Raw genomic sequence first — 22,247 nt, forward strand, 5'->3', positions numbered from 1 at the left:
ATGCGGGCGGTTTCCGTCCCACCTGCGTCATCTCCACCCGAGATTTCCACTCCATCCTTCATCAAGAGATTTGAAATTGGCAGTTTATACGGACATCACCGAAGATGATCTGAGGAATTTCCTCACGCAATATGACGTCGGCAGCCTCACCTCCTATAAGGGCATTGCCGAAGGCGTCGAAAACTCCAATTTCCTGCTGCATACCACCAAGGACCCGCTGATTCTCACGCTTTATGAAAAGCGCGTGGAGAAATCCGATCTGCCCTTCTTCCTCGGCCTCATGCAGCATCTGGCCGCCAAAGGCCTGTCCTGCCCCCTGCCGCTGCCGCGCAAGGATGGCGAGTTGCTGGGAGAACTATCGGGCCGGCCGGCGGCGCTCATCTCCTTCCTTGAAGGCATGTGGCTGAGAAAGCCGGAAGCGAAACATTGCCGCGAAGTCGGCAAGGCGCTGGCCGCGATGCATCTGGCCGGCGAGGGGTTCGAAATCAAGCGGCCGAACGCGCTTTCCGTCGAAGGCTGGAAGGTGCTTTGGGACAAGTCCGAAGCACGGGCCGACGAGGTGGAGAAGGGCCTGAAAGACGAGATTCGCCCGGAAATCGATTATCTCGCCGCCCATTGGCCGAAAAATCTGCCGGCCGGCGTCATCCATGCGGATCTGTTCCAGGACAATGTGTTCTTCCTCGGCGATGAACTGTCCGGCCTGATCGACTTTTATTTCGCCTGCAACGACCTGCTCGCTTATGACGTGTCGATCTGCCTCAATGCCTGGTGCTTCGAAAAGGATGGCGCTTACAACGTCACCAAGGGCAAGGCGCTGCTTGAAGGTTACCAGTCGGTACGCCCGCTCGGCGAAGCGGAGCTGGAGGCGCTGCCGCTTCTGGCGCGCGGTTCGGCGCTGCGTTTCTTCCTCACCCGCCTTTATGACTGGCTGACGACGCCGGAAGGCGCGCTGGTGGTGAAGAAGGACCCGCTGGAATATCTGCGCAAGCTGCGGTTCCACCGTTCCATCGCCACTGTCGCCGAATATGGGCTGGCGGGCGAATGAAACATGTCGATATTTTCACCGATGGCGCCTGCTCCGGCAATCCCGGTCCCGGCGGCTGGGGCGCCGTGCTGCGTTACGGCGAAGTGGAGAAGGAACTCTCCGGCGGCGAGGCCGAGACCACCAATAACCGCATGGAACTGCTGGCGGCGATCTCGGCGCTCAATGCGCTCAAAAGCCCCTGCGAGGTCGATCTTTATACCGACAGCTCCTATGTGAAGGATGGCATCACCAAGTGGATTTTCGGCTGGAAAAAGAAGGGCTGGAAAACCGCCGATAACAAGCCGGTCAAGAATGTTGAACTATGGCAGGCGCTGGAAGCGGCGCAGCAACGCCATAAGGTTACCCTGCATTGGGTCAAGGGCCATGCCGGCCACCCGGAAAACGAGCGCGCCGACGAGTTGGCGCGAAAGGGCATGGAGCCCTTCAAACGGCGGTAATGGAAGCCTGCTCTATTTCGGGCCGGGCAAATCCGCGCTGGCGGCCCCGTTATCGGGGGTTGTGAAAACCGAAACCCGACCTATCTTGTCGTCAAGGGGCGCTCCGGTAGCGCTCAACGGAGGAGAGAAATCCGGATGATCCTGCATTGTGTATTTCTACGCTTCAAGGCTGCAACGGCCTCTTCTGAAAAACACGCAATATTCGAGGCGATTGCCGCCCTGAAGGATGTGATACCCGGCATCATCGATGTGAAATACGGCCAGAATGTCTCACCCGAAGGGCTGAATGGCGGTTTTGTCGACGGTTTCATCGTGACGCTGGAAAGCCCCGAGGCCCGCGACGACTATCTCGCCCATCCCAAGCACATGGAAGTGGGGGAACGTCTCGTGTCGCTCACCGACGGCGGTCTCGCCGGGCTTCTGGTGTTCGATATGAATGTTTGAGTGGAGGGCGGCGGGGCCGCCCTTATTCTGCAATGTGAATGCCTATAGCAGAATCGTATCACGAAAGGTCGCCGTCACCCCGGACTTGATCCGGGGTCCAGTGCGATCAAGTCTTTGATCGCGAAAGACTCTTCCCACGGCGCAGACGCGCCGTGGCTGGATGCCGGATCAAGTCCGGCATGACGGGAAGTTGGAGCCTTTACATGCAACGAGGGACCAGGCTCGCCCTCAAAGCTGCTCGATCATCGCCGCAGCGGCCGAAACCGTCGCCTGGCCGGGGTTCTCTTCCACGTTGAGCGACTTCACCACACCGTCTTCCACCAGCATCGAATAACGCTTAGAGCGCACGCCGAGGCCGCCGGCGGAAAGATCGGCATCGAGGCCGAGCGCCTTGGTAAAGGCGGCGTCCCAGTCGGCGAGGAAGTGGATTTTGCCCTGACCGCCGGAGGATTGCGCCCATGCGCCCATCACGTGCCAGTCGTTGACGGCGACGACGGCGATATCGTCAACGCCCTTGGAAAGAATGGTGTCGCGGTTTTCGAGATAGCCCGGCAGATGGTTCAGTGAGCAGGTGGGGGTGAAAGCGCCGGGAACGGCGAAGAGAACCACCTTCTTGCCGCCGAAAAGCGCGTCCGTGGTGGTTTCCACCGGGCCGTCGGCCGTCTTTTCCTTGAAAGTTGCGGAAGGCAGTTTTTCGCCGATCTTGATGGTCATGTCCGTGCTCCTGTAGCCGTTCGGTTCGCGCGACTATAGAGCAACCAAATGAAACGTGTCATGCGGTTTTCGCAGGAAATTCCATTGCAGACGCGGCCGCTCAAACGTGACCGCCGAACCGATCAGGGCTTTGGAAAATGGAGCATCGTTTCCATGGCCCGGTCGCCGGATTTGACCAGGATAGGCCAGCTATTGCCCTGCACCTGATAGGTTTTCGGCAGGCCCTTGATGTTCATGTAGAAGGAGAGCTTGCGCTTGTCGCGCACCAGGTTCTGCGGCTCATAATAGGCAAAGCCCGAGGGGCCGGCGATGAAGATTTCGGTCTCCTTCGGCGCGTTTTCCGGAAGCTGCAATTGCACGCCGAGCATGGTCTTGTCGGGCGTGATGTGGAAATCGATCACCTTGAAATCGTCGGATGCCGCCTCGGGCAGCGTTTCGCGCGCCTCCTCCAGCAATCGCCGTTCCTCGCGGTCGTCATCGCCGGCATTGCCGCGCTCGATTGAAAACTTCGCCTCGAAGGGAATGCAGATGTTTTGGCACACGCCGATGAAGGCGGTGAGATCGATCTTTCCGCTTGCCGCCGGGTCGGCGGCTTTCAGCTGAAACGGAAGGCTGACGGCGTGGTCATAGCCGATATCGGTGATGTCGCCGTTTTCGATCAGCTTCGGAACCGGATAGGCCATGGTGGTGAGCGCCGCGCCGCTTGCCGGATCGGGCGTGATCTGCGGCGGTATGCCCGCTTCGCCCGGTTCGCGCCAATAGGTGATCCAGCCGTCCTTCGGCTCGATCTGGAGCACGCCGCGCACCACGCCGTCGGCATCCATGGCGAGGCTTGCCACGCGCATCTGGCCGCCTTCGCTTCTCGCCCAGTCGGTAATCTCGGCCTGGGCGGCTTCAGCACCGCCAAGTAGGGCAGCAAATGCCGCTGCAAAACGGAAATGTGAAAATCGAAAGAATATTCTGGCGCTCATGCTTTCCGTCTAACCCAACATCGCCCGGCGGACCAGTTACGAATTCGTGCGGTTCATCATTTTCGGTTGATTGATCGGGCGCGATGCCGCATCCTGTCCTTTGTCGAAGTGCGAACGCCGTTTTCCGTTAAACGACGGAATGCGGTCTGCTGGAGGCGCCGGTGAGCTTTTCAACCCTGATGGACAAACGCGAACGTGGCTTTCTCGATGGTCAGTTCCTCATCGCGATGCCGGGGCTGGACGACGGCAATTTTGCCCGTTCGGTGATCTATATCTGCGCCCATTCGGATGCCGGCGCCATGGGCTTCATCATCAACCGGCCGCAGCAGATCACCTTTACGGATATTCTGCTGCACCTGAAACTGGTGGACAGCAACGACGCCATCATGCTGCCCAACCGCACCCGCGAATTTCCGATCCAGTGCGGCGGCCCGGTGGAATCCGGCCGGGGTTTCGTGCTGCATTCGGATGATTATTTAAGCGAATCCAGCATTCCGGTCAGCGATGACATTTCGCTGACGGCAACGCTCGATATCGTCCGCGCCATCTCCAACGGCCGCGGTCCGCAAAGGGCCACCATGATGCTTGGTTATGCCGGCTGGGGTCCGGGCCAGCTGGAAAACGAGATCGCCAATAATGGCTGGCTGAATTGCCCCGCTGCGGAAGAGCTGATCTTCGACCGTGGGCTGGACAATAAATACGAGCGGGCGCTGGCGCTCATGGGCGTCGATGCGCGCATGCTTTCCACGGATGCCGGTCACGCCTGAGCCCCTGAATGTTCCCGCCCGTTTTGGCTGGAACCAAATCCCGACCCCTGACGTTACTCACCCGGAAAGCCGGACAGACAGTACGGCTCAACGAGGGAGTAGTATTATGGGTAGCACATCTGACAAGATCGCCGGTAAAGCCAATGAAGTTGCTGGCAAAGTGAAGAAGAACGTCGGCGAAGCGACGGGCAATAATGAATTGCGCGCCAAGGGTGCCGCTCAGGAAGCCAAGGGCAAGGTACAGACCAGCATTGGCAAGGCGAAAGACGCCGTCAAGGGCGCTGTCGACCGCATGTAATTTCGCCCGACGGATTGCGCCTTTCTGACGATGCGGCGCCTGGGAGCGCATGTGTAACAGCACATGCGCTCTTGTCGTCTGAGGGCCGGAATGTCCGGCTTGTTACGCCGTTCATGTTGATATCCTAGATTTGCCTCCACCCACCCGATCCATCGCAAGGGTTTCATCGATGAAGCTTTTTTCCTGCGCATCCTGCGGCCAGCCGGTCCATTTCGACAATCGTTTCTGCGTTTCCTGCGGTCATCGTCTGGCCTTCGTGCCGGAGCGGCTTTCCATGGAGGCGCTTTCGCCCGCGGGTGAGCCGAACTGGCAGATCGTTGCGGATCCGCAAAAACAGGTGCGGTTTTGTGCCAATGAAGTGAACGATATCTGCAACTGGTCGGTGCCGGCGCAAAGCGACAGCGCCTTTTGCCCGGCCTGCAGCCACAACCGTCTGGTGCCGGATATCGCGACGGATGAGGGCATTGCACAATGGCGTCGCATCAGCCAGGCGCAGCGGCATCTGTTCTATTCGATCCTGCGGCTCGGCCTGCCGCATCCCAATCGCGATGCCTATCCGGCTGGCGGCCTCGTCTTCGATTTTCTGGTGGACGAGGTGGCGCCCGATGGTTCCGTCATTCCCGCCATGACCGGTCACGATGAGGGCCTGATCGCCATCCGCGCCGCGGAGGCCGACGATGTCACCCGCGAGCAGGTGCGCGCCAATATGAACGAGCCGTACCGCACCATGCTCGGCCATTTCCGCCACGAGGTGGGGCATTTCATCTGGAACAAGCTGGTGCGGGATGAGAACCGCCTGGAGGCCTGCCGTGCCGTCTTCGGCGACGACAGCGAGGATTATGGCGCCGCTCTGCAACGCAATTACGAAGAGGGGCCGCGTGCCGACTGGCAGGAAAGCTTCATCAGTTCCTATGCGTCCGTCCACCCCTGGGAGGATTTCGCCGAGTGTTTCGCTCATTATCTCCACATCGTCGATACGCTGGAGACGGCGCGGGCCTTCGGCGTGGCCATCGATCCCGATGGGCATGAAGAAATGGCGGCGGAGGTGACTTTCGATCCCTACAACGCCCGCAGCGCCGAACAACTCGTCAAGGCCTGGATTCCGCTCAGCGTCGCGATCAATTCTATCCAGCGCAGCATGGGGGAGGCGGACCTCTATCCCTTCGTGCTGACGCCGCCGGTGGTGGTGAAGATGGAATTCATTCACGACCTCCTGCATGGGAGGGTGGCGGCGGATGCGTCAACACCGGTGCAGGCTGCCGTGGTGCAGTGAATGTTCGACAAACGAGGCGTAACAGTCGGCAAACGCGCCGTTTTCCCCTCCCGTCATGCCGGACTTGATCCGGCATCCAGCTAGCCCAAGTCATTGGGCTGAATGACTTTTCTCGCCGCGCCGACGCGCGGCGGCTGGATTCCGGCTCAAGGCCGGAATGACGGAGGTAGCCTACTTCGCGTTCCAATACTCCGCTTACGAAGCCCGCTTCGTCGGCTGGAACCGCTCCCGCAGAAGCTTCAGCGCCGCATCGCCCGAAACCGGGGTGCCGAACAGGAAGCTCTGGCCGAAATGGCAGTTCATGCGCGCCAGTTCGGCCGCATCCTCGGGCGTTTCGATGCCTTCCGCCACCACCTGCATGTCGAGCGCCCGCGCCATGGCGATGACGGAGCGCAGGAGCACGTTGCGCTTGTCGCTGGTATTGGCCACCAGCGCCTTGTCGAGCTTGATCGTGTCGAAGGGGAAGCGGGTCAGATAGGCGAGGGACGAATAGCCGGTACCGAAATCGTCCATGGCGAGGCTCAAGCCCGTTTCCTTGAGCTTGGAAAGCACCAGCCGCGCCTGCTCCGGGTTTTCCATGACGACGGATTCCGTCAGTTCCAGCTTCAGCTGCTGCGGATTGCAACGCGTGCGGGTCAGCATGCCGCGCACGTCATTGTACAATTCATTGTTCAGCAGCTGCGCGCTGGAAATATTGACGGAAATGAAGATTGGCATCTTCTCGATGGCGTGCTGCCAGTCCATCAGATCGGTCGCCGCCCGTTCCAGCGCGAACATGCCGAGCGGCTCGATCAGGCCGGAGGCCTCCGCAATCGGAATGAACTCGCTCGGCGGAATATTGCCGCGCTTGGGATGTTCCCAGCGCATCAGCGCCTCGAAACCGGCCAGTTCGCCATCGTCGAGCTTGACGATCGGCTGATAGGCCAGCGACAGCTCCTTGCGCTCGATGGCGCGGCGAAGGTCGCTCTCCATCTGCAGCCGGTCGGTGCCCGACGTGCGGAAGGCGGGGCGGAAGGGCTCGACGCGATTGCCGCCGGCGCGCTTGGCGCGATACATGGCGAGTTCCGCATCGCTCAAGAGACCGGCCGCACTTTCCTGCTGGTCGATCCACGAAACGAGGCCGATGGAAGCGGTGAGGATGATTTCGCGATTGGCGAAATTGATCGGCACCATGATCGCCTTGTTCACCGCATCGGCGAAATCGGCCACACGTTGCGGATCGCGCTCCGAGGTCAAGATCAGGCCGAACTCATCGCCGCCAAGACGCGCCAGCGTATCCTGCGGTTTCAAAAGACGGCGCAGACGACGGGTCAGCGCGATGAGGATATTGTCACCGGCAGCAATGCCGAGCGTATCGTTGACCAGCTTGTAGCGATCGATATCGATGGCCATCACGGTCGGGCGCACGCCGTCGCTGTCGGAAGACAGGTTGAGGATCGATTGCAGGCGGTCGAGAAACACCTGCCGGTTCGGAAGCCCGGTCAGATTGTCGTTCATCGCATCCTGAAGCAGCCTCTCGACGGAATTCTTCTGCTCGGTAATATCGGTGATGGTGCCGACGCAGCGGATGATTTCGCCGTTGGAGCCGAGAACCGGACGGGCGCGGATTTGCAGCCAGTGGAAATGACCGTCTTCGGCGCGAATGCGGAATTCGTGGTTGAGGCGGCCCTTGCGGTGGTCGAGCAGCACGTCGAGCGTCGCCTTGAACCGGTCGCGATCGTCAGGGTGCAGGCGCGGCAGCCAGTTGCGTGCCGCACCGTGCATGGCGCCGGGTTCCAGTCCCAGCCGGTTGGAAATGTCGGGCGTGGTGACGATGCGGTCGCGCGTCACATCCCAGTCCCAGACCGTATCGCCGCTGCCCGTCAGCGCCAGCGATTGCCGCTCCAGATCGGAGAAGAGACCCTGCTGGTAGGCGCTGCCGGCGAAGGCGTGCTGAATGACGGTGAAGCCGATCAACAGCACGATCAGCACCAGCCCGCCGCCGAGTGCGGGCTGCACGATGTCATTGTCCAATTGCCCCGTGACCGTCAGCCAGCTGCCGAACAGCCAGACGAGGATAAGCGCCCAGGAAGGCACGAGCAAAATCGCCCGATCGTAACGGTTGAAACCGAGATAGACGATAAGCGCGATGCCGGCCGTTGCGGTGAGCGCGAAGGACACGCGCGCAATGCCGGAGGCGACCGAGGGATCGTAGATCGCCACGCCGAACAGCAGCGCCAGACCCACCACCCAGGCAAAGGTCGCATAACCCAGATGCGCATGCCATCGGTTGAGATTGAGATAGGTGAAGAGGAAGACCACGAAGCTGGAGGCGAGCGCCACTTCCGCGCCCGCCCTCCATATTCGCTGATCGCTTGAGGTGACGGTGATGAGCTTTTCGAGGAAGCCGAAATCGACGCATATATAGGCGAGCACCGCCCATGCGAGCGCGGCCGAGGCCGGCAGGACGGAAGTACCCTTGACCACGAACAGGATGGTCAGAAGCACTGCCAGCAGGCCGGCAATGCCGAGCACGATGCCGCGATAGAGCGTGAACGCGTTGATCGTGTCCTTGTAGGCCTCCGGCTCCCACAGATAAAGCTGCGGCAGCTGCGGCGTGGAAAGCTCGGCGACGAAGGTGATGACGGAGCCGGGATTGAGGGTGATGCGGAACACGTCGGCATCCGGGCTCGGCTGCCGGTCAAGCGCAAAGCCTTCACTCGGCGTAATTGCCATGATGCGCTGCGAGCCGAGATCGGGCCAGAACAGCTTGGAATTCACGAGGCGGAAATGCGGCGCGACGATCACCCGCTCCAGCTGCTCTTCGGAGACGTTGGCGAGTGCGAAAACCGCCCAGTCGCCCTGATGGTCGGTGGAACTGGCGCGCACCTCGATACGGCGGCGAATGCCGTCGGGGCCGGGCGCGGTCGAGACCTGAAAGGCTTCGCCCTGGTTGGCATAGATATCGGTGGTGGCCGTCAGGTCGAGCGCCGTGTCGTCACGGGAAATCTTCACCGGCTCGAAGGCGTAGGAATAGGAAGAGAAAAGCAGGAAAAGCAGGAAAAATGGCGCAGCCAGCGCGATTGCCGCCAGACGTTTCGCAAGGCAAGGCGCAGTGTGATTGTAGGTCATGTATCGTACTTCGTTCCGCCGGAGCTTTGCTTGTCGGCAAGAAGGGAAAACATCATATGATCCCGCCATTGGCCATTGATTTTCAGATATTCCCGCAGGAGGCCTTCCCGCTGGAACCCGGCATTTTCGAGAAGCCGGATGCTTTTGAAGTTTTCCGGAATACAGGCTGCCTCGATACGGTGCAACTGAAGTCCGTTAAAGATGTATGGTATTACCAATTTTAATGCGGCAGACATATGGCCTTGGGCGGCGTGCCGCTCGCCGATCCAGTATCCGATCATGCAGCTTTGCGCCGCACCCCGGCGGATGTAACCGATGGTGATGCCGCCGACCAGCAGCGTCTCTTTCTCGAATAGCAGGAAGGAAACGGCGGTGCCGGAGGAAAATTCCTGGCCGTTGCGTACCACGCGCATGCGGAAGGCGCCTTCCGTCAGCTCGTCCGGCCGCCAGGTCGGCTCCCAGGGCTGGAGAAACTGCCGGCTTTCGGAGCGCAGCACATGCCATTGCTTGAAATCGCCGTAGCGCGGCAGTCTGAGAAGGTGGTTGGCGCTGCGCAGTTCGGGCGTGTCGCTATGTCGGGAAAGAAAACGCAGCATTCACGATCCCTGTGCGGCAGACATCGCCATCCGCGAGCGGGATGGCGAAAAAGATGAGCGGTCTTTGCCTTTAAATCCCGCTCTCATATCGGTTTATCCGTTCGCCTTTATCCTTGCGGGCTGCTGCGCGGAAAGCGCGGCAGTGATGTCGGAAAGAGGCGGCAGATGTTCGAGCGGGCCAATTGCGGACAATGTCGGAACTGTATCGAAAAACAGTCGTCCCGCAAGATCGGTCAGGCGCGCGCGGGTGATGTCGCCAAGCCGCTCCATCATCTCCTCATTGGGGATGGGCCGGCCGTAAAGCATCATCTGCCGGGCCATCTGGCCGGCGCGGGCGGCCGGGCTTTCCTGGCCCATCAGCAATTGCGCGCGGATTTGCGCCCGGGCGCGGTCGATTTCTTCCTGATGGATGGTCTGCGAGGACTTGCGAAGTTCCTCCAGAATGACGGGCACCAGTTCCGGCAGGTCGTTGCCGCCGGTGGCCGCATGCACACCGAAGATGCCTGTATCGGAAAAACCCCAGTGGAACGCATAGACGGAATAGCAGAGGCCGCGATATTCGCGCACCTCCTGGAACAGGCGGGAGGACATGCCGCCGCCCAGTATATTGGCGAGAATTTGCGAACAATAGAAATCGCGGGCGTGATAGGCCTTGCCCTCGAAGCCAAGGAGCACCTGCGCATCCATCAGGTCGCGGGTCTCGCGGATTTCCCCACCGGTATAGATAGCCTTTTCGAGAACCGGCGTGGCGATGGGCAATTGCGGCAGCGAGGCGAAACGTTCTTCCACCTGCTTCACGAAGCTCTCGTGATCGACAGCGCCTGCCGCCACGACGAAGATGCGGTCCGTCGTGTAGTTGCGGGCGAGATAATGCCTGATCTGGCCGGTGGTGAAGGATTGAACGGTGTCCGGCGTGCCGAGGATCGGGCGGCCGATAGTCTGGTCGCGATAGGCGACACCGGAGAAATTGTCGAAGATCACGTCGTCGGGCGTATCGGTCGCCGCGCCGATTTCCTGCAGGATGACGTTTTTCTCCCGCTCCAGCTCATCTTCGTCGAACAGCGATTCCGTCAGGATGTCGGCGAGGATATCGACGGCGAGGGGGACGTGGTCTTTCAGGACGCGGGCGTAGTAGGAGGTCGTTTCCGTCGATGTCGCGGCGTTGACTTCGCCGCCGACATTTTCGATTTCTTCGGCGATCTGCCGGGCGGTGCGGCGCGCCGTGCCCTTGAAAGCCATATGTTCGAGAAGATGGGCGATGCCGTGTTCGGCAGTCGTCTCGTTGCGGGAACCGGATTTGATCCACACCCCAAGAGCGACGCTTTCGAGATGCGGCATTTTTTCCGTCACAACGGTCAACCCGGACGAAAGCCGGGTCACATTTACTCTCATACTCAACGTCTTTCCGCGTCTCTATTTGCCGGCGCGTGCGTGTTTGCCGATGAAGGTTTCCACGGCTTTGAGCTCCGCATCCAGAATGTCGAAACGCTCCTCCCGGTTCATAATGTCAGCTAACCATACTGGAAGCGCAGGCTCGATTGCGCAAGCGGATTTTACAGCGGCCGGGAATTTAGCCGGGTGAGCGGTCGACAGAACGACCATCGGGCTTGACGCCTTTTCGTGCTTTTCCGCCACGAAAACGCCGGTCGCCGTATGCGGGTCGATCAGGTAGCCGGTTTTCTCAAGCGTGTCGCGGATCGTTGCCGCCACCTGCTTTTCGGTGGCGCGGCCGGCGCGGAAATCCTTCTTGATGAATTTCAGCGCATGCGGCGGAATTTCAAAGGATCCGGATTGCTTGAGGCCGTCCATCGATGCCTTTACCGCAGCGGAATCACGGCCATAGGCTTCGAACAACAGGCGCTCGAAGTTGGACGAGATCTGGATGTCCATGGAGGGCGAGGTGGTGGGCTTGACGCCGCGCATCTCGTAGCGGCCGGTTTTCAGCGTGCGCGCCAGAATGTCGTTGTCATTGGTGGCGATGACGAGCTTGTCGATCGGCAGGCCCATCTTCTTGGCGACGTAACCGGCGAAGATATCGCCGAAATTGCCGGTCGGAACGGTGAAGGAAATCTTCCGGTCGGGACCGCCGAGCGAAAGCGACGCGGTGAAATAATAGACCACCTGCGCCATGATGCGCGCCCAGTTGATGGAGTTGACGCCGGAAAGCTTCACGCCGTCGCGGAACTTCACGTCGTTGAACATCTCCTTCACCAGCGTCTGGCAATCGTCGAAATTACCGTTGATCGCCAGCGCATGCACATTGGAAGCGGTCGAGGTCGTCATCTGGCGCTGCTGCACCGGAGAGACCTTGCCGTTCGGGAAGAGGATGAAGATGTCGGTGCGTTCGCGCCCGGCAAAGGCGTCGATGGCCGCGCCGCCGGTATCGCCCGAGGTGGCGCCGACGATGGTGGCGCGCTCGCCGCGTTCGGAAAGCGTATAGTCCATCAGCCGGGCGAGAAGCTGCATCGCCACGTCCTTGAAGGCGAGCGTGGTGCCGTGGAAAAGCTCGAGAACGAAGGTGTTCGGGCCGGTCTGCGTCAGCGGCACGACGGCAGGATGCCGGAAGGTCGCATAGGCGTCGTCGATCATCGCCTTGAACTTGTCTGCCGGAATCTCGCCGCCGGTGAAACGGTAGAGAACCTCGAAGGCGACGTCCTGATAGGACTTGCCGCGCAGGTTGCGGATTTCCTTCTTCGACATGGAAGGCCATTTGCGCGGAACGTAAAGCCCGCCGTCACGGCCAAGGCCCGCCAGAAGCGCGTCGCAAAAACCAAGCGAAGGGGCCGCACCCCTGGTCGATACATATTCCACGAGATAGTCCCTTATCCGTTACCGATGCGATCGGCGTCTTTGTCCGCAGCGTCTCACCGGAATGAGGCGATTGGCGAGCTAATGAAGGGCTTTTCTGAAAATTCAAGCAAAACCGAACATGCCAATCGATTTTTTCCGGCGTCGCTGCTATAGACCATCGCCAACCTGGGTGAAAGGTCAATAAACAGCGTCTCCGGTTCTGTTCCGGGACAAGGGAGAGGATTTAGAAGAGTGTCAGGGAATTTCTTGCGTTTGTCCGCCGCGATGTCGCTTCTCGTCGTTGTTGCAGGATGCAATTCCTCCAACCCGTCGGACTCGCTTGCCGTCAACCCGCCGGCGGCGCAGGCCGCACCGACGGCTGCCGTGGTTCAGGCCAATTGCCCGGCCGTGACGGTTCTCGATGCCAACGCCGTTCATCGCGTCTATGCCGGCGGCGCCAAGGACGATCCGCAGAAACTCGCCTATCAGGTCTCGCTGTCCGATACGACGCGTTCGTGCACCGCCAATGAATCGACGCTTACCGTAAACGTGCTGGCCCAGGGCCGCCTCGTTCCCGGCCCGATGGCCAAGCCCGGCCGCGTGACCGTGCCGATCCGCGTGACGGTGAAGGACGGCGACGGCGAGATCTACGGCGAAACCACCGCCTTCGCCATCGATGTTCCGGCAGGCGGGGCCGGCACGCAGTTCATCTTCAACAACGACCACGTCGCCATCCCCAACGGACCGGGCGGCGCACCGAAGTCTGTCAGCGTCTTCATCGGCTTCGCGGAGCAGGGCGCAAAGGCCAAGACCAAGCGCCGGTGATTTGACGGGCTAGATGTCAAAAAACCGGAGGCTGCTTTTGCGGGCTCCGGTCAGGTCGCGGACAAACAATTCCTCACGCGCGACGTCATCCTCGGGCTTGTCCCGAGGATCCAAACACGTATCGTAAAATCAAACCGTTGCAGATGCTCGGGACAGGCCCGAGCATGACGAAGTGGCGTTTGTGACAAAGCCACAGATTAAAAAGCGCCTTCCCACTCCGCCATCGCCGCAATCACGGCCGGCAAATCCTGCATGCGCGAGATCACCGTTTCGGCGCCCGCATCCGTCAGCCGGTCGGCATGGCTCGGATAGGTGTGGGATGCGCCGGTGAAGCCGATGACGCGCATGCCGGCGGCTCTTGCGCCATGGATGCCGTGCACGGAATCCTCGACCACGACCACGCGGTCGGGGGAAACGCCGAACTGTGCCGCGCCGTGCAGGAAGATGTCGGGCTTCGGCTTCACGCGGTCGGCTCCAAGGTCCTTGGCGGAATAGATATGCGGCGCGAAATAGGGCTTCAGGCCCACCTTCGTCAGCATCATGTCGAGCCGGTGGCTCGAGGAATTCGAGCAGATGCAACGCGGCGTGGTCAGGCGCGACAGAGCGAATTTGACGCCCTCGATGATCTTCACGTCGCGTTCCAGCCGCATGTCGAGCAGCTTTTCCGATTTGTCGAGCAGCGAGGCGGAGAGCGGAATGCTGGCTTCGCTTTCCACCTGCAGAAGAATGTTCTTCCAGGTCATACCGGCGAAACGTTCGCCCATTTCCTCTACGGAGATCGGATATCCGGCTTCGGTCAAGAGGCGGGATTCCACCTGCGCCGCGATGATTTCGGAATCGACCAGAACGCCGTCACAGTCGAAAATAATGAGGTCGAAGCCGCTCATGGGCGCTCCCTGTATCGGATTTGGCTGGAAGAAAATGATGCCGGGCTTTTAGACCATGTCCGCGCCAAGCTCAACCGGCTCACCCGCAAAGGTCGGTCCCATCAGGCTCATAGCTCGGTCGGCCCGTGTAAGCGACTGTGCCGCCTCGAATATTTGGTTTGGCGTTACTCTTTCGCGCAAAAACAGCTACACACGGCCGCGCCATATGCGTTATGGGATGTTATGCCCAAGCCAGTGAAGAACACGCCCGAAGACACCATTGCCGCGCGCATCAGCCGCACGCTTGCCGACCGCATCGTTCGCGGCGAGCTGTCGCCGGGCGAAAGGTTGCGGCAGGATCACATCGCCGCCGAATTCGGCGCGTCGCATGTGCCGGTGCGCGAGGCATTCCGCCGGCTGGAAGCGCAGGGGCTTGCCGCCAGCATTCCGCGTCGGGGTGTCCGGGTGGCGGATTTCGGCCTTGACGATGTGCGCGAGGTGGCGGAAATGCGCGCCGCCCTTGAGGTTCTGGCGCTCCGCCACGCCATTCCCAACATGACGCCCGCCATTCTCGACCAGGCGGAGGCGGCGACGCTCGAAGGCGACAGCGCCGTCGATGTGCAGCATTGGGAGGAGGCCAACCGCCGCTTCCACCGCCTCATCACCGCGCCCTGCAACATGCCGCGCTTGATGGAGGCGATCGACGGGTTGCATGCGGCGAGCGCCCGCTTCCTGTTTTCCGCCTGGCGCGCCGGGTGGGAGCGCCGCACCGATACCGATCACCGCGCGATCATCGATGCGCTGCGCGGCGGCCGCGCCGAAGAGGCGGTGCGTATCCTCGACGGGCATGTGCAATGGATCGGCCGCAAGGCGATCCGCACCTCGTCCGGCTCGGTGCGCGACGCCTTCGCCATCGTTGGATAGGGCGGGCCCGTGACCGTCCGCCTCCGGCCCCACCATCTTCTCTGTATGCTCACCTATGTGGGCAAGGGATATACGTCCGGTTTCGTCGAGAATTACGACCGCGTCGCCGCCCGCCTGAATGCCGGCGAGGAAGATATCGAGCTGGTGGATGGTCCGGACGATATTTGCGAGGGCCTGTTGTGTGAAAGCCATGCCCACTGTTTCAACGAAGGCGTGGTGCAGCGAGATGAGACGGCCCGCCTTTCGGTGTCAGCGCTTTTGGGCGAGACACTGATCGCCGGCAAGAGGCTGCAGGCGACGCCCGACTTTCTTGCGAAGATGCGTCTGGCTTTCGCCGCAGGCGAGATCAGGCCGGCCTGTCGAGGCTGTCAGTGGATAAGACTGTGCGACCGTATCGCGGCGTCAGGCTTCGCAGGTGTGAAAATCGGCGAACGTCCGGAGCCTCCGGCCGGGCGGCGGCCGAAGCCTACTCCGGCACATCCGTCTCGGTTCTCTCGGCGGCCTTGACCGTCGCCTTGATCTCCTTCGGCTCGCGGCCGGATTTCTTGTCGTAGCTCACCTTCACCGAATATTCGCCGGGATGCAGGGTTTCCTGATGCTGCGTGCCGTAACGGCCGGAAATCTCTTTCTGCGTGCCCTGAAGATCCTTGGTGGTTTCAACGATATCGATCCGTTCCGCACCGGGCGCCTTGATGGCGAGAACGCCCGCATCGAGATCGAGGGTGATTTCGGTTCGTTTTCCGGCAGTCACGGTGAATGGTTGTTCCACCGTCACCTTGCCCAGACGCGCGCGCATGACGAAGTCGCCGGCGGGCATTTCCATGATCTTGCCGGTGCCGTAAATGCCGTTGATGGTCTCACGCGTGCCATCCAGCGTTTCCTTGGCCGACATCGCTTCGAAGCGGATATCGTCCGTTTCCACCGCCCTACCGCCTTCCGCATAAACGGCCTTGGCGATCACCACGCCGCTTGGAATGACCAGCTCGTGGCTGATCTTCTCGCCCGCCTTGATGGCAAGCGTCTCCTCGGCCCGCGCCGGGCCGATGCTGCCGGTGAGGACGACGTCTCCCGCCGGCACGAAGACGGTATTCTGGCCATAGACGCTGTCCTTGAAGTCGCCCTTGGTGATTTCCGTCTTCGCCTGCGTTTCCACATCGCCGCCGGCGCTGCGTTTCGGCACGACGGTCAATTCCGCAGCATCAAAATTCACCTTCGGCCTCGCGACGCTTCCGTCCTTCACCTCGAACGACACGTCGCGGGTCACATTGCCCAGCGCCGCCACCCCGACATATTTGCCCGCCGGCAGTTTCGCCTCGAAGGTGGCGTCATAGGAGCCGCCGGCATTGTCGTCGGTACGCCCGCCGGAGCGGTCTGCCTTGTAGAAATCCCACCGCACCCTGTCGCTGTTGCCGAGCGACGGGCCGCCATCGAACAGGACCGCATCGGTGACGACGTTATATTGCGGGGCCGGTTGCTGCGCCTGCGACGGCGCCGGCAGCGCCGTTGCGAAAAGTGCGGCGCAGACGACATTCATGGAAAAAGAAGCCATTTTCATCACGGACCCCATTGCGGATTACCCCCTGCCATCATGGCTCTTCCCGCCGCGCCGATATGCGGGGACAGGAGAACCCGTTGTGCACAACGTTTTTGCCCGACTTCGGGTTCCCCCGCCGGCCGCCGCAAATCGCGCCTGCGGGCCGCGACAGCCATTTATTTCGCATTTTCCGTGACTTGTTCAGGCTTTGATAACCATCTTCGGTAACCATAAGCATCAGTAGAGAGTAAGCGTATGGAGCGAGTACCAATGGCAGCAGTTTTTCCGCTGGCCGATTTTCGGCGTGCCGGTTTTGATCGTGCGGGCGAGAGCGACGCCTGGAAAGACAGCATCATCAAAGGTGATTGTGTCGCTGCCTTGGATGCCCTCCCGAGCCAGTCGGTCGATGCGATTTTCGCCGATCCACCCTATAACCTTCAGCTTGGCGGAACCCTGCACCGTCCCGATCAGTCGCTGGTCGATGCCGTCGATGACGAATGGGACCAGTTCGCCTCCTTCGAGGCCTATGACGCCTTCACCCGCGCCTGGCTGCTCGCCTGCCGCCGCGTCCTGAAGCCGAACGGCACCATCTGGGTCATCGGCTCCTACCACAATATCTTCCGCGTCGGCTCCATGCTCCAGAACCTCGATTTCTGGATCCTGAACGACATCGTCTGGCGCAAGACCAACCCCATGCCGAACTTCAAGGGCCGCCGGTTCCAGAACGCCCATGAGACGATGATCTGGGCCAGCCGCGATCCGAAAGCCAAGAACTACACCTTCAACTACGATGCGCTGAAGGCCTCCAACGACGATGTGCAGATGCGCTCCGACTGGCTGTTCCCGATCTGCAGCGGCAACGAGCGACTGAAGGGCGACGACGGCAAGAAGGTGCATCCGACCCAGAAGCCGGAAGCGCTGCTGGCGCGCATCATCATGGCCTCCACCAAGCCGGGCGATATCGTGCTCGACCCGTTCTTCGGCTCCGGCACCACGGGCGCCGTTGCAAAACGTCTCGGCCGTCACTTCGTCGGCATCGAGCGCGAACAGGATTATATCGACGCGGCGTCGGCCCGCATCGCCGCCGTCGAGCCGCTCGGCAAGGCGGAACTGACCGTGATGACCGGCAAGAAGGCCGAACCGCGCGTTGCCTTCAACACATTGGTGGAAAGCGGCCTCGTCCGCCCGGGCCAGGTGCTGACGGATGCACGACGCCGTTATAGCGCCATTATTCGTGCCGATGGTACGATTGCATCCGGCGGGACCGCCGGCTCCATTCACCGCCTCGGCGCGAAGGTGCAGGGTCTCGACGCATGCAACGGATGGACCTTCTGGCATTTCGAAGACGGCGACGCGCTGAAGCCGATCGACGATCTGAGAGCGATCATCCGCAGTGAACTGGCAAAGGCCGAATAGTCAAAGCCCAAAAGGCTTAGATGCAACGATCCACCGCCCGCCCTTGTCAGCCTATGTCTCCGTCCGGTTTAGTACCTTCAGTCCCGGATGGAGAACGACCAACGCCCGGCACCTCTGTGTCGGGCGTTGGTATTTTCGAGTATCCTATTTTAGCAAGACAAGTTTCGCGCAAGAGATCGGCAATACTGTCTCAAATCAGAGCAGTGGTTGTGAAAATCCGGTTCGGAAAAATCACAAAAACATTGCGTCCGATGCCGCTTGCGGCAGGACTGGCGCAGGCCGGAGACCGCCATTTCCGCCTGCGCCAATTTCTTTTCCCGATCTGTTTTGACAAACTTTGCCAAATTCTGCACCCGTATTCAGCGGCCTTCCGCCGATCCTACTGGTATCATCCGCAGGCATCGCGGTCGCAGGCTCAGTCCGGCCATGGCATCAGTGAAACGTGGCGGTAGGGGCAAGTATTCTCGTCAGAAAACTTCGAAGGACCGGGGCAGTCTGTTCGCTTGGAATGCGATGCCCACATTCAAAAGTGTGAAGGGCAACAGATCGTTCGGCCTCCGAAAGTGCATCTGCAAATCTCTCTGCTTGATCCACCGGTGCGCGGTCATCGTATTTGCCGTGCAAAAGCAATGTTTCCGCACGGATTTTGTGTACATGAAACAGGGCGGAGCGATCCAGGAAAGCTGCATTTGAAACGCCCGCCTCTTTCTCGATGGTCAATTGTAGCCCGCGTGAGCTGCTTTGGTAGGCTCCTTTGAGATCGTAGACGCCAGCCGATAGAATAATGGCGCGCAGACTTGGCATCCGGGCAGCAACCATTGCCGAAGCAACTGCCCCGCGACTGTTGCCGTAAAGAATGATGCGTTCAGGATCGATTAAAGACTGTTCCTTGAGAAAACCCAGAGCGGCCATAATCGCTTGCTGTGTCTGCGGACCACAGAAATCCGTGGGGCCTTCGGATGCGCCGAATCCGGGCTGCGAAACCGCCGCCGCCGTCACGTTCAGGCGAGAGGAGAATCGGAGTAGCGTGCCGTTGTCGACCGCCTCCTTCGCACCCAGAAGAAGTCCGCCCTGATTGCCATGCACAAACAGTATCGCTCCCCTTGGTGCGCCTGTGGTTTGAACTTGGAAAAGTTCAACGGCTGCGCCATCGCCTCGATCAATGATGTGCCGCGTTAATGCCGACATCGCCATTCCCAAGTTGAAACCGGTGGGTGAGGGGCCTACGAAGAGATGATATCCGCAGCCCCCTTCGTCTTCTATACCTCCACCCCATAAGCCAGCAAATCCTGCCGCAGCTTTTCCGCGTCGGTGAAGTGCACGGCCTGCCAGCCTGCTTTCTTCGCGCCTTCGACATTCACAAGCGTATCGTCGATGAAGAGGCTGGCGGCCGGATTGAGGCCGAATTCCCTGGTATGCAGATCGTAGATCGCCACATCGGGCTTCAACAGCTTCACATCGCCGGAAACGGTGACGCCGCGCGGCAAAGTGAGGAAGGGGAACATCTTCTGCGCCTCGCGAAACGTGTCGGAGGCGAAGTTGGTCAGCATCGTCACGTCGTAGCCGCTGTCGATCAGGGCAACCATGATCGCGACGCTGTCATCATAGGAATGCGAGACCATCTCGTGCCAGAACTTGCGGAAGGAACGGATGTGCTCTTCCCGCTCCGGAAACTGCTCCACCAGCAGCGCTTCGGCATCTTCCCAGCGGCGTCCGCGATCCTGTTCGAGGTTCCAGTCATGGGTGCAGACGTTTTCGAAGAACCATTTGCGCTCGTCGGCATCGGGAATGAGGCGGCTATAGGGAATATGCGGATCGTAATGGATCAGCACCTTGCCGATGTCGAATACGATATGCTCAATCTTGGTCATCGAAATTTCCTGCTTTCATCGAACATTAGCGCGTCTTTCAGACGCTCTAAATCTTTGAGTTGCGTATCGTTCCTATCGAAAATCAATTTCGATTTTCGGGCCGATACGCGGATGGAATAGCTTGGGCGATGACTTTTTTCATCACCGTTGGCAGCGCCTGCGCGTCAAGATTTGTAACCGGCTCCCACCATCCGTCATCCGGGCCGGTTTTAAGACCGTCCGGCACCTGCGCGCGGTAGACGGTGAGCCGCAGTTCGAAATGGGTGAAGACATGCACGATGACGCCCGCCGCCTGCCAGCCGGCGGCAAAGGGCGCATGGCTCGCCTCCGTGCCGCCGTCCATGCGGGCGGTCCATGCCGTTGTCGGCACCTCGGTCATGCCGCCGAGAAGCCCGCTTTCGATGCGCCGACGGAGCAGGATTTCGCCGCTCGCATTCACCGCCACGAAGGCAGCCCCGAGCCGCACGGGCTTGGCCTTCTTCGCCGCCTTGACCGGAAAACGCTCCGGCTCGTCATGGGCAAGCGCAAGACAGTGGCCGTTGAATGGACAGAGCGCGCAGGCCGGTCGTTTCGGCGTGCAGATCGTTGCGCCGAGATCCATCATCGCCTGGGCAAAATCGCCGGGCCGGTCAGAAGGGGTAAGCGCGGCCACCTTCGCTTTCATGGCGGGCTTTGAGCCGGGCAGGGGGGCGTCTATGGAAAAGAGGCGGGAGATGACGCGCTCCACATTGCCGTCCATCACCGCCGCCTGCCGGTTGAACGCGATGGCCGCCACGGCGGCGGCGGTATAATCGCCGATGCCGGGCAGTTGCTTCAGGCCCTCTTCGCTGTCCGGAAAGGTGCCGCCATGGTCGCGCGCCACGGCTTCAGCGCATTTTTTAAGGTTGCGGGCGCGGGCATAATAACCGAGCCCCGCCCAGGCCGCCATGACATCCTCGACCGGAGCCGCGGCCAGATCGCTGACGCTTGGCCAGGCGGCGAGAAACTTCAGGAAATAGGGTTTAACCGCCTGCACCGTCGTCTGCTGCAACATGACCTCCGACAGCCAGACGTGATAGGGATCGGCGCGTTTTCCCCGTGCCGCCATGGCGGGGGACGTGCGCCATGGCAGTTCGCGATGGTGCCGGTCATACCATGCGAGAAGTTGTTCCGCAGTCGGATGTGATATGTGTTGCCGCGTATGTGTGTTCATCGCCGCTGAACATAGACACGGCACGGCAATCTGCAACAGCAGCCTGCGGCGGCGGCGTGGAAAACCGCATCCGGTGACGAACGCCCGACATCGAAACCCATGATCCGATTTTGGAGGAAGAGCCCCATGCTGAATCCGCTGCTGGATAATATACCCCAACCGCTGCTTTATGTTATCGGGGTTTTGTTGGCCCTGTGCCTGATTGGAAGCCTGTTGAACCATATTGGCCGTCTGTGTTTCGGGCGTCAGAACAGCGTGGCCTTTGTGGTTTCCCGCCTGATCGGCGAAGTCCGTGAACTGGAGAAGATGAGAGGCAAGCCCTCGCGCCGCTTTCGAATTATCGAATCCGGTTTCTGGGCGATTTTCTGCCATGGCCTGTGGATATACCTCTCCATCGTGCTCACCTGCATGTTGGTGATTGCCGTTATGTCGGATAAGCCGGGAATATCGCATCTGAAGTTTTTGGCTGGGGCCTATTTCCTCTTTGGATGTTTGGTGGCGGGAATGATACGCTTGGGCGCCTGCCGGGACTGGCGACGATTCCGCGCATTGTTGCGCGGAGAAGAAGATGACGATGGCGCGACCGCTTGAGGCCGCTTGGCCTTTGTCGAGGAGAGCATGAAGAAACCCGCAGATTCATTCCGCAAAGGCGTCGTGCAGATCGCCGAAGTCGCCAATGGCATCATGGACCCCGTGCTGTCCAAACGGGCGGGCATCAACACGGCGCTGCTCGGCTCCTGGGACGAGATCGCCGGCGAGGATTTCGCCGATTGCACCCGGCCGGAAAAGATCACCTGGCCGCGCCGCGACGAGGGGCCGGATCGCGGCGGTTATCAGCCGGGCGTGCTGACGATTGCCTGCGAAGGCGCGCGCGCCCTGTTTCTCACCCATGCGCAGGGCGAACTGATTGCCCGCATCAACGGCTTTTTCGGCTTTCCGGCGGTGCGCCAGATCAGGATCGTGCAGAAACCGGTGTCGCAAACCGTTAACCGCCGGCGCAAACCGCAGCCCCTGCGCGGCGATGCGGCAAAACGTCTCGATGACATGATGGACGGCATCGAGAGCGAGGCGCTGCGCAAGGCGGTGGAGAGGCTGGGCACGGCGGTATTGCAGAAAAAGCCGCGCGGCAGGACGATTTGATGTGCACGGGCTGTCCTTGACTGGTCACAATTC

23 protein-coding genes are annotated in these 22,247 nt (G+C 60.5%); 12 read left to right on the top strand and 11 right to left on the bottom strand.

Translation table 11 applies throughout. From position 1 onward, the window contains the following. Positions 1–76: 76 nt before the first annotated feature. The 3 genes from I3J13_RS17035 (at position 77) to I3J13_RS17045 (ending at position 1,926) form a co-directional block, all read left to right on the top strand. Positions 77–1,045 (top strand): homoserine kinase, encoded by a 969-nt coding sequence (locus tag I3J13_RS17035; protein ID WP_196379532.1) that lies wholly within the window; start codon positions 77–79, stop codon positions 1,043–1,045. Continuing rightward, on the top strand, positions 1,042–1,482 hold the full coding sequence (gene rnhA / locus I3J13_RS17040; RefSeq protein ID WP_196379533.1) for a ribonuclease HI: 441 nt from the start codon (positions 1,042–1,044) through the stop codon (positions 1,480–1,482). Before I3J13_RS17035 ends, rnhA begins: the two co-directional genes overlap by 4 nt. A gap of 135 nt (positions 1,483–1,617) precedes the next feature. Next, positions 1,618–1,926, top strand: coding sequence for a Dabb family protein (locus I3J13_RS17045; RefSeq protein ID WP_003521114.1), 309 nt, complete (start codon positions 1,618–1,620; stop codon positions 1,924–1,926). A 228-nt stretch (positions 1,927–2,154) separates the two neighbouring features. Here I3J13_RS17045 and I3J13_RS17050 read toward each other — a convergent pair whose 3' ends face one another. Then, positions 2,155–2,640, bottom strand: coding sequence for a peroxiredoxin (locus I3J13_RS17050; protein ID WP_003521115.1), 486 nt, complete (start codon positions 2,638–2,640; stop codon positions 2,155–2,157). A gap of 122 nt (positions 2,641–2,762) precedes the next feature. Then, positions 2,763–3,611 (bottom strand): protein-disulfide reductase DsbD domain-containing protein, encoded by an 849-nt coding sequence (locus I3J13_RS17055; RefSeq protein ID WP_196379534.1) that lies wholly within the window; start codon positions 3,609–3,611, stop codon positions 2,763–2,765. A 161-nt stretch (positions 3,612–3,772) separates the two neighbouring features. Between I3J13_RS17055 and I3J13_RS17060 the strand changes: the two genes are divergently transcribed. The 3 genes from I3J13_RS17060 (at position 3,773) to I3J13_RS17070 (ending at position 5,949) form a co-directional block, all read left to right on the top strand. Next, positions 3,773–4,378: a YqgE/AlgH family protein gene (locus tag I3J13_RS17060; RefSeq protein WP_003521117.1), complete on the top strand. Its 606-nt coding sequence runs from the start codon at positions 3,773–3,775 to the stop codon at positions 4,376–4,378. Between the two features lie 106 nt (positions 4,379–4,484). Continuing rightward, positions 4,485–4,676, top strand: a complete 192-nt coding sequence (locus I3J13_RS17065; RefSeq protein ID WP_196379535.1) for a CsbD family protein — start codon at positions 4,485–4,487, stop codon at positions 4,674–4,676. A gap of 169 nt (positions 4,677–4,845) precedes the next feature. Further along, positions 4,846–5,949, top strand: a complete 1,104-nt coding sequence (locus I3J13_RS17070; protein WP_196379536.1) for a zinc-binding metallopeptidase family protein — start codon at positions 4,846–4,848, stop codon at positions 5,947–5,949. Between the two features lie 195 nt (positions 5,950–6,144). Here I3J13_RS17070 and I3J13_RS17075 read toward each other — a convergent pair whose 3' ends face one another. The 4 genes from I3J13_RS17075 to thrC form a co-directional block, all read right to left on the bottom strand. Continuing rightward, positions 6,145–9,060, bottom strand: coding sequence for an EAL domain-containing protein (locus I3J13_RS17075; RefSeq protein ID WP_035262976.1), 2,916 nt, complete (start codon positions 9,058–9,060; stop codon positions 6,145–6,147). After that, positions 9,057–9,656 carry a GNAT family N-acetyltransferase gene (locus I3J13_RS17080; protein WP_003509108.1) on the bottom strand — a complete coding sequence of 200 codons (600 nt, stop codon included), beginning with the start codon at positions 9,654–9,656 and terminating at the stop codon, positions 9,057–9,059. Before I3J13_RS17080 ends, I3J13_RS17075 begins: the two co-directional genes overlap by 4 nt. Positions 9,657–9,749: 93 nt before the next feature. Further along, on the bottom strand, positions 9,750–11,048 hold the full coding sequence (locus I3J13_RS17085; RefSeq protein ID WP_003520499.1) for a M16 family metallopeptidase: 1,299 nt from the start codon (positions 11,046–11,048) through the stop codon (positions 9,750–9,752). Between the two features lie 21 nt (positions 11,049–11,069). Next, positions 11,070–12,467 carry a threonine synthase gene (thrC, locus tag I3J13_RS17090; RefSeq protein WP_003520498.1) on the bottom strand — a complete coding sequence of 466 codons (1,398 nt, stop codon included), beginning with the start codon at positions 12,465–12,467 and terminating at the stop codon, positions 11,070–11,072. A 264-nt stretch (positions 12,468–12,731) separates the two neighbouring features. Between thrC and I3J13_RS17095 the strand changes: the two genes are divergently transcribed. After that, positions 12,732–13,271, top strand: coding sequence for a PilZ domain-containing protein (locus I3J13_RS17095; protein WP_162936788.1), 540 nt, complete (start codon positions 12,732–12,734; stop codon positions 13,269–13,271). A gap of 197 nt (positions 13,272–13,468) precedes the next feature. On the opposite strand, the gene I3J13_RS17100 is transcribed toward I3J13_RS17095, so the two are convergent. Continuing rightward, complete coding sequence (locus I3J13_RS17100; protein ID WP_003520496.1) at positions 13,469–14,158, bottom strand: HAD family hydrolase; 690 nt, start codon at positions 14,156–14,158, stop codon at positions 13,469–13,471. Between the two features lie 222 nt (positions 14,159–14,380). Here I3J13_RS17100 and I3J13_RS17105 point away from each other — a divergent pair, with 222 nt between their 5' ends. Continuing rightward, positions 14,381–15,061, top strand: coding sequence for a GntR family transcriptional regulator (locus I3J13_RS17105; RefSeq protein ID WP_059754101.1), 681 nt, complete (start codon positions 14,381–14,383; stop codon positions 15,059–15,061). Positions 15,062–15,106: 45 nt separating this feature from the next. After that, on the top strand, positions 15,107–15,568 hold the full coding sequence (locus I3J13_RS17110; RefSeq protein WP_196379554.1) for a DUF1284 domain-containing protein: 462 nt from the start codon (positions 15,107–15,109) through the stop codon (positions 15,566–15,568). Here I3J13_RS17110 and I3J13_RS17115 read toward each other — a convergent pair. Then, positions 15,528–16,628 (bottom strand): hypothetical protein, encoded by a 1,101-nt coding sequence (locus I3J13_RS17115; RefSeq protein ID WP_196379537.1) that lies wholly within the window; start codon positions 16,626–16,628, stop codon positions 15,528–15,530. The genes I3J13_RS17110 and I3J13_RS17115 overlap by 41 nt on opposite strands. Before the next feature lie 237 nt (positions 16,629–16,865). Between I3J13_RS17115 and I3J13_RS17120 the strand changes: the two genes are divergently transcribed. Further along, on the top strand, positions 16,866–18,011 hold the full coding sequence (locus I3J13_RS17120) for a site-specific DNA-methyltransferase (protein WP_196379538.1): 1,146 nt from the start codon (positions 16,866–16,868) through the stop codon (positions 18,009–18,011). Positions 18,012–18,443: 432 nt separating this feature from the next. Here I3J13_RS17120 and I3J13_RS17125 read toward each other — a convergent pair whose 3' ends face one another. The 3 genes from I3J13_RS17125 to mutY form a co-directional block, all read right to left on the bottom strand. Beyond that, positions 18,444–19,199: an alpha/beta hydrolase family protein gene (locus I3J13_RS17125; RefSeq protein WP_196379539.1), complete on the bottom strand. Its 756-nt coding sequence runs from the start codon at positions 19,197–19,199 to the stop codon at positions 18,444–18,446. 71 nt (positions 19,200–19,270) lie between these two features. Next, positions 19,271–19,882, bottom strand: a complete 612-nt coding sequence (locus tag I3J13_RS17130; RefSeq protein ID WP_196379540.1) for an HAD family hydrolase — start codon at positions 19,880–19,882, stop codon at positions 19,271–19,273. Between the two features lie 82 nt (positions 19,883–19,964). Beyond that, positions 19,965–21,074, bottom strand: coding sequence for an A/G-specific adenine glycosylase (gene mutY, locus I3J13_RS17135; RefSeq protein WP_196379541.1), 1,110 nt, complete (start codon positions 21,072–21,074; stop codon positions 19,965–19,967). A 126-nt stretch (positions 21,075–21,200) separates the two neighbouring features. Here mutY and I3J13_RS17140 point away from each other — a divergent pair, with 126 nt between their 5' ends. Continuing rightward, positions 21,201–21,665, top strand: a complete 465-nt coding sequence (locus I3J13_RS17140; protein ID WP_196379542.1) for a hypothetical protein — start codon at positions 21,201–21,203, stop codon at positions 21,663–21,665. Between the two features lie 27 nt (positions 21,666–21,692). Continuing rightward, the gene (locus I3J13_RS17145) at positions 21,693–22,214 is read left to right on the top strand and encodes a DUF721 domain-containing protein (RefSeq protein ID WP_080817472.1); all 522 of its coding nucleotides are present in this window, start codon (positions 21,693–21,695) and stop codon (positions 22,212–22,214) included. The last annotated feature ends 33 nt before the right edge of the window (positions 22,215–22,247 follow it).

The sequence above is a fragment of the Agrobacterium leguminum genome, from assembly GCF_015704895.1.
Classification (GTDB): Bacteria; Pseudomonadota; Alphaproteobacteria; order Rhizobiales; family Rhizobiaceae; genus Agrobacterium; species Agrobacterium leguminum.